A 14,668-nucleotide genomic window follows, 5' to 3' on the forward strand; every position below is an offset into this window, starting at 1 on the left:
ATCCACCCTACGGGACCCTTCGTGGAAAAGTCGAAATAGATTGAAAATGACAAAAGAGCGATAAAAAAGACGGGAGATAATGATGAAAAAAATCAGTGAGAATACACTGGCACTTGTGATTGCCGCCGCCGTGACAACGCCCCTCCAGGCCCAACAGCTCGAGGAAATTGTGGTTACCGCACAAAAACGCAGCGAGAGCCTGCAGGATGTTCCCATCTCGGTATCTGCGATGAGCGGCGACAAAATTGCCGAAGCGGGTATGCAACGCCTGGACGGCGTCGCCAACTACATACCCAACTTCTTTGTCAACGAACAGCCCATCGCGGACACCATCAATATCCGTGGGATTACCTCCGGCACCCAGGCGGGCTTTGAACAGTCGGTAGGCACCTTTGTCGATGGCGTTTACCGGGGCCGTGGCATTCAATCCCGCTTTGCTTTTCTCGACGTCGGCATGGTGGAAGTACTCCGGGGCCCCCAGGGCACCCTGTTTGGCAAGAATACCGTGGGCGGTGCGCTGAATATCAGTTCGGCCGCACCAACCGAAGAGTTGGAAGCTTCGCTGACGGCCACCTATAACGTCGACTTTGATGAGACCGATATCAGCGGCTACCTTTCGGGTCCGCTGAACGACAGCCTGCGAGGCCGCGTTGCTTTTATGGACCGCCGCATGAAAGAGGGCTGGGTAGAAAACACCTACTACGATGAAGACATGCCGGGCAAGGACGAACAGGCCATCAGGCTGCGGCTGGAGTGGGATATCTCCGACAGTACCACGGCTCAGTTCAAAGTCGAGTCCGGCGAGTTTGATAACAAAGGCGTCAGCCCCTACCAGATCATCGACGCCGGACCGCTGGCGGCCTTTGGTGTGGAAGACACCATGGACGATCGCTCCAGTATTGGTAACCGCTCAGCGGCTCTCGATCCGGGCACTTCGCAATTCCTGCAGGGCGATATCGAAGAGATCGCCCTGCAGCTTGACAGTGAATTCAGCAAGGGTGAGTTTACCGCTATTGTTGCGCATTCAAACTATGAGTTTAAGCGCGGCATGGATGCCGATTTTAATCCGCTGGACGTCGCCCGTATTGACGATGCCGAGGACTTTTCGCAAAACAGCGTTGAACTCCGATTTGTCTCCAGCCTGGAGGGACCGATCCAGTATATTACCGGCATCTACTACCAGGAATCCGAACTCGAGGCCGAAGCCCTGATGCTGTTCAGCCTGGATTCTCTGGCCATGCTGTCCAGTGGCGGCTGCCTCGCCGCCGGCGGTGTTCTGGCCGCTTACAATCCCGCCACTGATAATCCCATGGTCGCCGCCGCAACCGCCGCAGCGATGAATACCGGTGGCCCCGCCGCCGTTGCCAGGGCCTGCGCCGATGCCACGGTGCTGGCGCCCATCAATGCCGCAGGCGTTTCCGGCTCCGGCCGCTACAACCGGACCGACCAGGAAACCGAAAGCTGGGCCATCTTCGGGCAACTGGACTGGGAGATCAGCGACACACTCACCGCCACCCTGGGCCTGCGTTATACCGAAGAGGAAAAAAACGTAGACCAGGTTGTATTTGCCACCGACTTTATCGCTGACACCACCACGGCCACAAGCAATCCCTTGGCGGCGTTGAGTTCGCAGATTATCGGTGAATTCGTGCCACATACGTTTAACGACCTGTCCCGGGACGAGGAAAGCCTGACCTGGTCCGCCAATCTGCAGTGGGACGTGAATGGCGATACGATGGTTTATGGCTCTGTGTCCACCGGATTTAAGGCCGGCGGTTTCAATACTCTGGCGATGGGACCGGATCCAGACGACGCGGACTTCGAAGAGGAACAGGTTATCACCTTCGAAGTGGGCAGCAAGATGAGCCTGATGGACGGTGCGGCGGAGCTGAACGTCGCGGTGTTCCGAACGGAATACGACGACCTGCAGGCTGCTGTGTTTACTGGCCAGGCGACCTTTAACGTGCTTAATGCGGCCGAAGCCATCACCCAGGGCATCGAGATTGATGGCCGCTGGCAAGTCACCGACAATCTGTTGCTGACCGGCAGTCTCGGCTGGACCGACTTCGAATTTGAAAGTTTCCCCAACCAGGCCTGTACCCACGACCAGTTCGAAGCCTTCCGTGAAGCCGTGTGGGCGGGCGGCAACAATATCCTGGGTGCCTTTGTGAACAATGGCGATTGCTCGCAGGCGGGCATCAACGACCTTGCCGGTCGCAGCAACGCCTTTACGCCGGAATTGTCAGCGGTGGTGTCAGCGGCCTATAGCTGGCAGCTAGGTAGCCAATACCAACTGCATCTGGTGACGGACGCCATCTATACCGATGAGACCTATCGCGAGGAAGACCTGGATCCCAAGCTGCTGACGGACGCCACCACCAAGATCAATGCGTCGCTGCGTTTAAAGTCGGTGGATGGTATCTGGGAAATCGGCCTGATCGGCAAGAACCTGACCGATGTGGATGACGACATGATCTTTGGTGCCGATACTCCGTTGTTTGCCGGTTCGCGCTTTGCCAGCATCAATGCGCCTAGAAGTATAGCGTTGACGGCATCGTTGAATTTCTAGCCGCCACAAGTGGCAGTGCCGCGCTTGCGCCCGCTTTTTGCGGGCCCGCGGTACCGAGCAAGTGGATAAGGCAAGGCCGTCGCCTACTGTTGGAAGCCACAAGGCTGCGGCGGCAACTCTATTTACATCCCCAGCTTAACAGGTGCAAAACGTGAACTTAAAACTTGCCTATATTGCGATTGAAACCAACAAATTTGACGAGTGGAGAGAATTTTCCAAAGTCATCGGTTATCAATATGAATCCGCAGGTGATGCGGCCTGCCTGCGCATGGACAGCCGTGCGCGGCGGGTCATTTTAGTAAAAGGTGACAGCGAGGACTACGCCTACAGCGGACTGGAAATGGACTCGAAAGACGAGTTCGAGGCCGTCATCGCGCGGCTGAGAGCGGCGGGCGTTATTGTCATGGACGGAACTCCCGAGGGTACGGCACTCAGGGCTGTGGAACAGTATGCCAGTTTCGTTGATCCGGGCGGTTTAACCGTTGAAATCGCCTACGGCTGCCAGGATGCCGACACCGTGTTTTCATCACCTGTGTTGCCTGAGGGTTTTGTCACCGGTGAGCTGGGTATGGGGCACATCGCCTTCGCCTCGCCCAATAACCGCGAAAGCGAAGCCTTCTATATTGATGTGCTGGGAGCCCGGCTGTCGGATCACATTAACCATAAGATGGCCGGCGGCGAGCTGGAAATTTCCTTTCTGCATTTCAATCCCCGCCATCACACCTATGCCTTCGCCAGCGCCAATGACATCAACCCCATTGTCGCCAAAAAAGCGCTGGCCAAGAAGATGATTCACTTTATGTGCGAATACCCGGATATCCGCAGTGTGTTGCAGGCCCAGGAGCGGATCAAGGCGGCCAAGATCCCGTTTGCGTTGACGCTGGGCGAGCACACCAACGACAAGGATGTCTCCTTCTATGTGGTGACGCCCTCGGGCTTTCACCTGGAGGTTGGCGCCGGTGCCTTGCAGATCGACGACAGCACCTGGGTGCCGCAAAAGCACAACGCCATTTCCATCTGGGGGCACGAGTACCAGCTGGGTGGCGGCCCCATTCTGGGTGCAGTGCAAAAATGGCTGCTGCGATAAACCCCGCTCTGTAGCAGCCCGCTCTGAGGGCGATGGTTTGGGACTCCGTACCGGTCGCGCTCGGAGCGCGCTGCTACGGTGTAATGCAGATCGAATTAAAATTGTTATTTCCAAAGAGGTTTAGAACATGGCCAATACCCCAGAGGGTGTGAATACCCATTTTGTAGAATTCGGCAACCGCCGTATCTTCGTCAGCGAATTGGGCAACGGTTTTCCCGTGGTGATGTTACACGGTGGCGGCCCCGGCGCTTCGGGCATGTCCAACTATTCCAAAAACGTCGAGGCCCTGGCACAACATTTCCGCGTCATCGTTCCGGACATGCAGGGCTACGGGCAATCCAGCAAAGGCGTCAGTAAAAATGATCCCTTTGGCGATCTGGCCGACGCCATGCTCGGCATGCTCGACACGCTGGATATTGAAAAGGCCCACATCATCGGCAACTCCCTGGGCGGCGGCACCGCACTGCGCATGGCCCTGGAGCAACCTCAACGAGTGGCTTCGCTGGTTCTGATGGGCCCCGGCGGCATCAACATCACCCGCGAACTGCCCACCGCCGGTTTGAAAAAGCTGCTGAAATACTACAAGGGCTCGGGGCCCAGCAAGGATAAACTCGAAGACTTTATTCTCAATCACCTGGTCTACGACGGCAGCCAGGTACCCGGCGAAGTGATTGAACAGCGTTACCAGTCCAGTATCGACCCCGAGGTAGTGGCGTCGCCGCCACTGGGCATGAGCCCCAAAGGCATGCTCAATTCGGACTTTACTCGCGACCCGAGACTGAAGCAGTGTCAGACCCCCTGCCTGGTGCTGTGGGGCGCCGATGACAGCGTTAACCGCCCCAGCGGCGCCAAGGCGCTGCAGAAAACCATGCCCAACTGCGACGTATATCTGTTTAGCAAAACCGGGCATTGGGTACAGTGGGAACGTGCCAACGAGTTTAATGCTGTTTCCACGGCGTTTATGCTCAACAACCAGGCTGCATAGAGAGAAGTCATGAACAAAAACATAATTGAACAACTGGGCGATGAGCTCTACCAGGCACTGCGCAGCCAGACTACCCTGCCGCCGTTTACTGAGCGCTATACCGACATCAGCATCGAGGACGCTTACCGGATTTCACTGCGCATGGTTAAGCGGCGGATCGAAGACGGTGAACGCATCATTGGCAAAAAAATTGGCATCACCAGCGAGGTGGTGCAAAAGATGTTCGACGTCGACCAGCCGGACTTTGGCTTTTTAACCGACAAGATGGCCTATGCCAACGGGGCCAAAATCCCCGTGGACGGTAACCTGATCGCACCCAAGGCGGAGGGTGAGATTGCCTTCAGGCTGAAAAGCGACCTGGTGGGTCCGAGCGTTACCGAAGCAGATGTGCTGGCGGCCACCGAAACCATCATGCCTTGTTTTGAGGTGGTTGACTCCCGCATCCGAAACTGGGAGATCAAAATCGAAGACACGGTCGCAGATAACGCCTCCTGCGGGGTGTTTGTCCTGGGCGATACGGAAGTGGATCCACAGGATGTTGATTTGCCGAACCTGAGCATGAAGGTATTCAAGAACGGTGAGCAGATCAGCACGGGACTGGGGTCAGCGGTGCAGGGCAATCCCCTGACCGCCGTGGCCTGGCTGGCCAATACCCTGGGCCAGTTTGATATCCCCTTTCAGGCGGGGGATATCATCCTGTCGGGTTCACTGGTGCCACTGGAAGTCGTGGCACCGGGCGACGAAATGCGTCTCGAGCTGGAGGGCATAGGCTCCGCCAGCTGTTCTTTTGTATAAACCAAGCGACTGAGGTTTGATATCGCTTACATGCTCATCATCAAAAAACCCGACAATGCGGCATAATTGGATGATATAGAGGGATGGACATTTTTCTTTACATCATCCAACGCCTTTTTGTAACCCCGATAGAACTCCCAGGTCGGAGTGGCTGTGTATTGCAGATGATCAAGTTCAAGATACTGAATAATCTTCTTCGCAGTAGTGGGCTTCAGGAAAGCCTCCTTGTTCGGAGTCAGATAGTATGGCACCGCTGAGAGAATGGGCCATTTCGCCACTTTATGGGGTGCCAGCATGGCCTGAATCTCTTCGAACCCCGCCCGTTTTTGACGCCCATAGAGACGCTTTTCAAAAGCCTGGGCCAGAAACTCCTTGTCGTGACTGTTTAACAGTTTAACAAAGTCCCGGAACTTAACCTTTTCAAAAACCGACACCATCGAAGAACGAGTGATGACCTTTACAATGTCGTCACAGACCCGCTGGGGTTGATTAAACTGCTCTCTATTCAGATTCTCTTTTGCGTATTTGGTCAAGTTTCCCACGTTGTGTTTCTTTCTGACTGAATCCAGACCTGGGTCGGAAAATCCCTCGGGGAATTGAGCCAGGAATATGGCCTCTGCCTGTTTCAGTTTCTTGAGATTCATTTTGAGCCTACCCTGCGTGAATGCCGATACAACCACCATGTTCTACTGCATTCTAACAATCAGCCCCTTATTCTGGCGAGCCCTCTTTATACCGTTAACGCATCTGCCATCTGAATACCATAGATCGCCACTAAACCGATAATACCGGTAGCAACAAGGTAATAACAGGTGGGAATCACCGTCTTACGCAGTGTAGCCCCTTCGCGCCCGAGAAGGCCCACCGTTGCCGAAGCAGCGACCACATTGTGAATAGCGATCATATTGCCTGCGGCAGCACCCACCGCCTGAAGTGCAACCACCGTGGCACTGGAGATAGAGAGCGTCTGCGCCACTTCAAACTGGAACTGACTGAACATCATATTGGAAACCGTATTTGAGCCGGCGATAAAGGCGCCCAATGCTCCCACCATCGCGCTCACCATGGGGTAGGCTTGTCCCACGAGATCGGCGACAACGTTGGCGGCGGTAACGGGCATACTCGACAATTCAGCGCCGTTGACGCTGGAATTGATAAAAATGCGCACCATCGGAATCGTGAAAATCAACACAAAACCCGCTCCGATCAAGGTTTTACTCGACTCCCCGAAAGCGTTGACTAACGGTGTCGTAGAGCGGGATTGCAGCAGCACTGCGATCAGAGCGACAAAGACCAGGATACCGCCCGGCAGATATAGCGGCTGAATCGCGGTGCTGATGCCAGACTCCCCCAGTATGTTGACGAAAGAAAGATTCACATTGGTGAGCAGCGCTTTGAAATCGTTGCTTACGCGACTGGCAACCAGCAGCACAGCCAGCAGTAGGTACGGCAACCAGGCCAGGAACATGCCAATGGGTTTGCTTTTGGTATCCGTTGCATCGATTTTTATTGCCCCCAACCACTCCGCTGGCCAGTTCTTCTCATCGTCAAAATCCCATGTTGACTTTGGCACCAGAAAGCCTTTCTTGGCCGCGAGCACGACAATCGCCAAACCACACATACCACCGATCAATGACGGAAATTCCGCACCGAGAAAAACACCGGTCAAGGCATAGGGAACCGTGAAAGACAGACCGGCAAGCACAGCAAACGGAAGAATATCCAAGCCTTCGGTCCAGCTTTTATTGTTACCGAAAAAACGTGTCAGCATCATCGCCATAAGCACCGGCATCAGGATGCCTACCGTTGCGTGGATAATGGCAACACTGGAAGTGATCTGCTGCAGGTAGGCTTCCCAGCTGGCGCCCTTGGTGATCAACGCCTGAGTGATATTGTGAGTATCAAGCCCGTTGCTGACCCCAACGATGATGGGTGTTCCCACCGCGCCGAATGAAACCGGCGTCGACTGAATCATCATGCCCATCAAAACGGCGGCCATCGCCGGAAATCCGATGGCGACCAACAGCGGAGCGGCGATAGCCGCAGGCGTACCGAAGCCGGAGGCGCCTTCAATAAAGGAACCAAAACACCAGGCAATGATGATAGCTTGCACACGACGGTCGGGTGAGATATTCGTAAAACCGTTACGGATAGTTGTAATGGCCCCCGTATGCTTTAAGGCGTTCAGCAGAAAGATGGCACCGAAGATGATCCAGAGCACTGAGGCGGTAATACCAACTCCCTGCAGAGTCGAAGCGAGCACTCTCCGAACGGACATGTCCCAGACCAAGAGCGCGATAATAACCGTCATACCAAAGGCAACCGGCATGGCGCGTCTGGCGGGCCAGTTCAGACCAACAAGCAAAATGGCGGCGACCAGGATAGGGGAAAAAGCCACCAGGGCCAGTACAGGTTCACTCATAGGTCAGTCCTCGTTCAGAATGACCCAATCTACCCCTTTCTTTTTTCTTGATATACGGAAATAATGAAAATAATTAGTTCCAAAACTAGCATAATTGGACGCTGGTGGATGACTTGATCCTGTTTTCACAGGTTGTGGTTCTGTTCCCGGAACAGGAGGGCAAAACGTTGGGGGTGAACGCCGTTTACCCCTTAACCCGGCGATTTCTTATTATTTTGATGGGTCGTTATTTGGAACCCGGCATCTTTTCGTAGCATTTTAACGTATCCGAAACTTGCGTCCACGGCATGGCCGAAGATGTGTAGATGGCCATGGTGGGCTCCAGGCCGGAAATGTCATCTAGCAGGGGAATCGGTACGATCGCGACACGGGTCTTTGGCGCCAGGCCGTAGACCCGATTGAGACAGTTTTTACAGAAGTAATTTTCCACCGTATTGCCGGACTCGCCCACGCGAACCACTTTTAACAATTCTCCGGTCACCGTCAGCTGATCCTGCTTGACCCACAGCGCCTGTAAGTGATCGGACCCCGTCAATTTCTGGCACTCCGTACAGTAACACTTCAATGAGCGGATCGGGTCGCCCTCAAGTCGAAGAGACACGCTGCCGCAGAGACAACTACCGGATCTAGACATAGTTCGCTTTCCTAGTTGGCGGATTGAATACTGGCATTGGAAGCCATGGATGAGCCCATGCGAGCGTACTGCCGCTTGCGCTCTTCGGACCACTGGTCGATTTCAGTATCGGGCACACCGTAGGACAGGCCCCGCTCCACCGCCGGTCTTGCACGTACCCGCTCGACCCAGGCCACCACGTTGGCGTGCCCGGTAATATCAATCTTGCTCCACTTCCAGCCACGCACCCACGGGTAACAGGCGATATCTGCGAGGGTAAAGTTGGCGCCGCAGATATAGGGTTGTCCCTGCAGCTGCTTGTCCAGCACTCGCAAAAGACGCTGCGCCTCACTGCCAAATCGTTCCAGCGGGTGACTGCGTTTTTCCTCTTCAATATCGGTCAAGTACCGCGTGTAGCTCAGCTTGTTGCCGAACACCGGTCCCAGGTTGGCCGCCTGCCAGTAGACCCAGGGCAGCACCCGCCAGCGCGCTTCACCTTGCGGCAAGAGACTGGAAGGATACTTGTCCGCCAGATACTGCAGAATGGCGCAGCTCTCCATCAGTTTGAGATCGCCGTCGACAAACCCCGGAATCTTCTGGTTCGGATTGACGTCAGTGAACTCATCGGAAAATTGCTCGCCATTACTGAGACTGATGGTATGAACCTCGATCTCCGGCAGCACTATGCCCGCCTCTTTCAGTTCCTCCAGCAGGATACTGACCTTCCAGCCGTTTGGGGTTGGGGCTGTCCAGAGCTGCATCGTCATAGTCTTACTCCCCTAAAATCGAATCGGTTGATGTTCAGCAATGCGAGCCTTGATAACACCGCGCAGGCGCAGCTTCGCATCCGCAAAGGCGTCACCATCCAATGAGCCGAAATACTGCAGCAGCCCATTGAGCGTGGCATCAACCATCGACACGGGCACCACCTCGTCGAGATATCCGGCCTCCCGCGCACCCGCCGGTTGAAAGGGATAGGAACACAGCAACGCCTGGGTAATGGCCCTGGCGGCCAGACGATCACGCGCCAGCTCCACAGCGAATCCCGGCAGTGGGAACCCGGCGCTGACCTCGTTGAGCACCACCTTGTACGGCTGGTCGACGGCCAGGCGATAGTCCGCCGCCAACAGCAGCAAGGCTCCGGCACCAATTGCGTGGCCTGTGCATAGGGTCAGCACGGGGATAGGAAAATGATACAGCCGCAACAACAGCTCGCCTCCGGAAGCCACCATCGCTTCAGCGGCCACCGCATCCGACTCGATGATGCGCAGATCAAACCCGGCACTGAAGAAACCGTCGCGACCACCAATGACCAGAATAGCGGCTTCGGACTCGGCCCGATCCAACCCCTGGTGAATGGCATCGATCATCGCAGGGCTCAAGGCATTGGCCTTGCCGTCGTCAAGAGTCAGGCGGGCAACCTTGCCCTCTAGGCTGAATTGGATGAGTTCGCTCATGGATGCCCCCTTGTTCATGGATTAACTCACTGGTTACCCACAGTGTACGGCCGTCAGGGGCCATTGATAATCCATCATCCAATAACAGATTGTTCAGTATTTTAGACAATGGCAAAAATACGGTGTACGGTTTGTGGTTTCGATACGTTAAAATTAGAGCGAACAGGCACTTCACCTGCCGTCAGGCCAGTGCATAATGATAACTGTCGAACCGGATTATCCATGGAGTCAGACAGTGCTACTTTACAACCATATGGCCGTATTCTCGGCGGTGATCCAGGCCGGCAACTTTACCCGCGCCGCCGAGCAGCTCAAATTGCCCAAGTCCACCGTTAGCCTCAAGGTCGCACAGCTGGAAGAGGAACTGGGTATCAAGCTGCTGCAGCGCACCACCCGGCAACTGACCCTCACCGAGCAAGGCAAGCAGTTTTACCAGCACTGCCGGCGCATGCAGCAGCTACAGGATGAACCCCATGGGATGCTGCGCGTATCGGGCCCTTTTGGCATGACCTGCTCTCCCCTGCCCGAGATTCTGAGCACCTATTCGCAGCGCTATCCCGGCGTCAAGCTCGAACTGCTTTGCAGCAACGACTGGATCGACCTGATTGCCGGCGGCTTTGATGTCGCCCTGCGCGCCGGCCCGCTGCAAGATTCCTCCTTGATTGTGCGGGAGCTGGGTCCCGTGCGGCGTCTGTTGCGGGCCAGTCCCGAATACGTGCGCGACAACAAACCCCTGCGGGTTCCGGATGATGTGCGCCAGCATCCCTGTATCGTCTCTGCCTACACCACCAAGTGGACGTTTGTCGGCACCGAAGGTGCCCAGACCATCACGCCGGAACCCCATGTCCTCAGCAACGACCTGGACATGATACGCGAGCTGCTGGTCAAAGGCGTGGGCATTGGCACACTGCCGGCCTCCAGTCTGGGGACGGAGGTGGAAGACGGCCTGCTGGTGCCCCTGCTGGAAAACTTCCCGCTGGAGCAGCGCACGTTTAATCTGGTTTACCCCAGCCGTAAACTGCAGAGTGTCAACCTGAAGCGCTTTATTGAGATTGCGGTGGCATTGTACGAGCGGTCGGATTTCATTAGGTAATTATCCCCCGGTAAAGCCGGGGGCTTTAATTGTGAACCGCTCAAAGGGGGCTATGTTCATCTTTAAACCAGCAGTAGCTGGTCTACTCGAATATCTTCTGTTTCCTGATGGCGAATGTATTCCCTTGTCACCTTTTCATCCCTGCCTACTTTAGAAGCGAAGTAACCTATGACGTTCGATACCGAGTATTTAGGCGGTATCGAGATCATCATATGCACATGGTCCGGCATCAGATGCCCTTCCTTGATCAGGCATTCTTTCTGTCTGGCCAACCGATGAAAAACGGCCGGCAGTTCCCCTTTAGTTTGGCCGAAAAGGGCCTTTCTATGAGACTCCCGGATCTGTCAAACTACGCGTGCCTCCCCGGCAGAGCCGGGGGGGGCTCCTGTTTGGACTAGAGAGGTTAAGACTATGAGTAGTCCTAGGTCAGGTAATACGAAGGTCATTCAAGAGCTATCTGACTCAACCAAGCCGGGAATTAAGGATTCATTCTGCGTGGCTTGCACCAAATTGGGATATTTATTATTCGCTCTACTCGCGTTTTCAGGCCCGCAATACGAAGTAAACGCGGCTCCAGGAAACCGGAGTTCAATTCTCTTTGCCACCTCAAATTTTCCACCCTGGATCTACGAAGAAGATGGGGAAATTAAAGGGGCAGTGCACGAAATTGTCAGTGGCGCTGCCAACGAAATAGATCTTGGTGTAACAACGGTATTTTATCCGCTGAAAAGACTCATGGGAGTCCTTGCGAAAGGAGAGGCTGACGCCATCATCTTAATGTCGGTCTCTCAATTGCCGGAACCACAATACCCGGAGTCGGTTACACGCGGTCGAGAGATCTTGTTTGATATGGAAATTTCCGCAGCTTCGCTTTCCGAAAGGAATATCCGGATTGACTCAATATCCGATTTCAGAAAGCATAAAATCGGCTATCTCCGACTGTCGCGCAAAATGTTGGTGGGGTACGACAGCTTTCCTCAAAAGTTCACTTTCACGAACGCCAGTGCACTCCAGAAGGCGCTGTATGCAAACCGCATAGACATCTCAGTTCTGGCGCTGCCAACGCTCATGTATTCGGCCAAACAAATTGGCATAGAAAACGAAATAGATATTGTATATACCTTTGAGAATCGAACCTCATTGAGGATGGGATGGCACCGGAATTCTGACCTGGCGAAACGATTCGATAATGCACTTCGGAAAATAAAAGCGAACCGGGACGTAGAACGAATATTGTCCAGCCACATGAATATAGAGTTCTTTGGCGGATATCAATAAATCACTCGTAACGGCAAACCCGGCCTTAACCGGGTCCAAAGCCGCCTTGAAACGATTACGGCTTGAGAATGACCTTGCCGGTAACCTCTCTGTTCATAACCTTGTTCAGCGCATCAACGCTGCCATCCAGTGGATAGATCCCATCGACAACCACTTTGACCTTACCGCTCCGATACCACTGTAGAAGCTCCTGCATATTGTCAGCATAATCACTCGGTTGTTTCTGGGCAAATGTACCCCAGAACACACCGATAACGGCGTAGCCTTTAACCAGTGCCAAATTGACGGGTAATCGCGGGATGCGACCAGAGGCGAACCCGATCACCAACAGACGGCCATTCCATGCCATACAGCGCGACAAGGCATCGAAGATGTCGCCGCCCACCACGTCGTAGACAACATCAACACCCCGACCATCGGTAACTGTCTTGAGTTCGGTTTTCAGGTCTTTTTCGCTGTAGTTGATCAGGATATCGGCACCGTTGGCTTTGGCGACTGCCAGCTTTTCATCCGTGGAGCAGGCAGCGATCACTCTGGCCCCCATGGCCTTGCCGATTTGAACCGCCGCCAGCCCGGTACCACCAGCGGCGCCGGTGACCAACAGGGTTTCTCCGGGTTGTATGCTGGCCCGCTGCTTTAGCGCATGATGCGCTGTGGCGTGCGCCGTGATCAGGCCTGCGGCCTCTTCGTCGGCAATGTCATCGGGCAAGGACATCAGGCTGGAGGCCGACGTGACCACTTTCTCCGCGTAACCGCCGAGAAAACAGAAACCGAGCACTCGGTCTCCCAGCACGACACTGGTTACTCCCTCACCAACGGCGCTCACCGTACCCGCCACTTCAGTACCTGGAGTAAAAGGAAACTCCGGTTTCATCTGATACAGCCCTTTTACCAACAGCCCATCGGGATAGTTAACACCGGCGGCGCAGACATCCACCACCACCTGGCCTGGACCGGCCTCCGGGTCAGGGACCTCTTTCACCACCAGTTGATCCAGTGGTGCGAACTTTTCACACAGAACTGCTTTCATGTCTTGTCCTTTATATCGTCAGGGGCTTGCAAACAAGCGCCGGCTAGATCGGCGCCCAGCGTATCTACCAACTGCGGCATCAATTACTCTCCATAGTGCCTGGCCAGGTTACGTCCCAGCTGCATCATGTGAACCTGATCCGGCCCATCGGCCAAACGAAGGCAGCGGGCAGTGGCGTAGCCCGCAGCCAGGCAAAAATCCTGGCTCACACCGGCGGCTCCGTGAATCTGTATGGCGCGATCAATCACGGTGCAGGCCAGGCTCGGCGCAACGATCTTGATCATGGCAATCAGGTCCCTGGCGGCCTTATAGCCTCCCTGGTCCATCTTGTCGGCGGCTTTCTGAGTCAACAGGCGCGCCTGTTCGATCTCACAGGCGGACTTGGCGATGTCTTCACGCACTGACTGCAGTTTGCTCATAGGCTGGCCAAATACGATGCGGTCGCAGGCGCGGGCGGCCATCATTTCCAGTGCCCGCTGGGCCTGACCAATCGCACGCATGCAAAGGTGGATACGACCCGGTCCCAACCGCCCCTGTGCTATTTCAAAACCGCGGCCTTCGCCGAGGATCAAATTGCTGGTCGGTACGCGCACATTGTCAAACACAATCTCCGCGTGACCTTCCGGGGCGTGGTCGCTGCCAAACACCTGCATGGGACGAATCACTTTCACCCCCGGCGTGTCCATGGGTACCAGCACCTGGGATTGTTGCAAATGGCGATTGCAGTTTTCCGGATCGGTTTTACCCATCACAATCATGATCTTGCAGTGCTGGTTCATGGCACCGCTAATATAGAACTTGTGGCCATTGATCACATATTCATCGCCGTCACGGACAATGGAGGTTTCGATATTGGTGGCATCGGATGAGCCGACCTTGGGTTCAGTCATGGCGAAGGCTGAGCGAATCTCACCGGCCAGCAATGGCTCCAGCCACCGTTTTTTCTGTTCGGCGTTGCCGTACTTGGCCAGGACTTCCATATTCCCGGTGTCCGGCGCACTGCAGTTAAAACATTCAGCGCCGATCAGGGAACGGCCCATGATTTCCGCCAGCGGAGCGTACTCCAGATTGCTGAGCCCGGCGCTGTATTCGCCGTACTCCTTCGGCAGGAACAGATTCCAGAGCCCCTGGGCTTTGGCTTTGGCCTTTAGCTCTTCCATAATCGGCGGCGTATTCCAGGGGTCCCGGGTAATCTGATCATGGTAGGTGGCTTCGGCCGGATACACGTATTCGTCCATAAACCGGGTGACACGATCGACCAGTTCCTGAACTTTTGGAGAGTAATCAAACTGCATGAATCTTTGTCTCTTGGCTTTTAATAGGGGTGTAGTCGCTCTGG

At 55.0% G+C, this 14,668-nt stretch carries 14 protein-coding genes; 6 read left to right on the forward strand and 8 right to left on the reverse strand.

Features of this window, described 5'->3' with window-relative positions; translation table 11 throughout:
* Positions 1–82: 82 nt before the first annotated feature.
* The 4 genes from HBA55_RS22155 (at position 83) to HBA55_RS22170 (ending at position 5,436) form a co-directional block, all read left to right on the forward strand.
* Positions 83–2,569: a TonB-dependent receptor gene (locus tag HBA55_RS22155; RefSeq protein WP_166995957.1), complete on the forward strand. Its 2,487-nt coding sequence runs from the start codon at positions 83–85 to the stop codon at positions 2,567–2,569.
* Between the two features lie 151 nt (positions 2,570–2,720).
* Entirely contained in the window at positions 2,721–3,656 is a 936-nt protein-coding gene (locus HBA55_RS38055) for a VOC family protein (protein ID WP_166995959.1), read from the forward strand.
* A gap of 127 nt (positions 3,657–3,783) precedes the next feature.
* Positions 3,784–4,641, forward strand: coding sequence for an alpha/beta fold hydrolase (locus HBA55_RS22165; protein WP_206019921.1), 858 nt, complete (start codon positions 3,784–3,786; stop codon positions 4,639–4,641).
* 9 nt (positions 4,642–4,650) lie between these two features.
* Positions 4,651–5,436, forward strand: coding sequence for a fumarylacetoacetate hydrolase family protein (locus tag HBA55_RS22170; RefSeq protein WP_166995961.1), 786 nt, complete (start codon positions 4,651–4,653; stop codon positions 5,434–5,436).
* 26 nt (positions 5,437–5,462) lie between these two features.
* Here the strand turns inward: HBA55_RS22170 and HBA55_RS22175 are convergent, their stop codons facing one another.
* The 5 genes from HBA55_RS22175 to HBA55_RS22195 form a co-directional block, all read right to left on the reverse strand.
* Positions 5,463–6,080: a hypothetical protein gene (locus HBA55_RS22175; RefSeq protein WP_166995963.1), complete on the reverse strand. Its 618-nt coding sequence runs from the start codon at positions 6,078–6,080 to the stop codon at positions 5,463–5,465.
* Positions 6,081–6,166: 86 nt separating this feature from the next.
* On the reverse strand, positions 6,167–7,858 hold the full coding sequence (locus tag HBA55_RS22180) for an L-lactate permease (protein WP_166995965.1): 1,692 nt from the start codon (positions 7,856–7,858) through the stop codon (positions 6,167–6,169).
* A gap of 226 nt (positions 7,859–8,084) precedes the next feature.
* Entirely contained in the window at positions 8,085–8,492 is a 408-nt protein-coding gene (locus tag HBA55_RS22185; RefSeq protein ID WP_166995966.1) for a GFA family protein, read from the reverse strand.
* Positions 8,493–8,503: 11 nt separating this feature from the next.
* Complete coding sequence (locus tag HBA55_RS22190) at positions 8,504–9,238, reverse strand: glutathione S-transferase family protein (protein ID WP_166995968.1); 735 nt, start codon at positions 9,236–9,238, stop codon at positions 8,504–8,506.
* Positions 9,239–9,250: 12 nt separating this feature from the next.
* Positions 9,251–9,928, reverse strand: coding sequence for a crotonase/enoyl-CoA hydratase family protein (locus HBA55_RS22195; protein WP_166995970.1), 678 nt, complete (start codon positions 9,926–9,928; stop codon positions 9,251–9,253).
* 235 nt (positions 9,929–10,163) lie between these two features.
* On the opposite strand from HBA55_RS22195, the gene HBA55_RS22200 reads away from it, so the two are divergent.
* A complete protein-coding gene (locus HBA55_RS22200) occupies positions 10,164–11,021 on the forward strand; it encodes a LysR substrate-binding domain-containing protein (RefSeq protein WP_166995972.1) in 858 nt (285 codons plus the stop codon).
* Positions 11,022–11,083: 62 nt separating this feature from the next.
* Here HBA55_RS22200 and HBA55_RS22205 read toward each other — a convergent pair whose 3' ends face one another.
* Positions 11,084–11,362, reverse strand: a complete 279-nt coding sequence (locus HBA55_RS22205) for a transposase (RefSeq protein WP_420821508.1) — start codon at positions 11,360–11,362, stop codon at positions 11,084–11,086.
* A 70-nt stretch (positions 11,363–11,432) separates the two neighbouring features.
* On the opposite strand from HBA55_RS22205, the gene HBA55_RS22210 reads away from it, so the two are divergent.
* Positions 11,433–12,299, forward strand: a complete 867-nt coding sequence (locus tag HBA55_RS22210) for a substrate-binding periplasmic protein (RefSeq protein WP_166995974.1) — start codon at positions 11,433–11,435, stop codon at positions 12,297–12,299.
* 55 nt (positions 12,300–12,354) lie between these two features.
* Here the strand turns inward: HBA55_RS22210 and HBA55_RS22215 are convergent, their stop codons facing one another.
* Positions 12,355–13,329 (reverse strand): NADPH:quinone oxidoreductase family protein, encoded by a 975-nt coding sequence (locus tag HBA55_RS22215; RefSeq protein ID WP_166995976.1) that lies wholly within the window; start codon positions 13,327–13,329, stop codon positions 12,355–12,357.
* 83 nt (positions 13,330–13,412) lie between these two features.
* On the reverse strand, positions 13,413–14,624 hold the full coding sequence (locus HBA55_RS22220) for an acyl-CoA dehydrogenase family protein (RefSeq protein WP_166995978.1): 1,212 nt from the start codon (positions 14,622–14,624) through the stop codon (positions 13,413–13,415).
* Positions 14,625–14,668 lie beyond the last annotated feature (44 nt).

The sequence above is a fragment of the Pseudomaricurvus alkylphenolicus genome (genome assembly GCF_011683955.1).
Classification (GTDB): domain Bacteria; phylum Pseudomonadota; class Gammaproteobacteria; order Pseudomonadales; family Cellvibrionaceae; genus Pseudomaricurvus; species Pseudomaricurvus alkylphenolicus.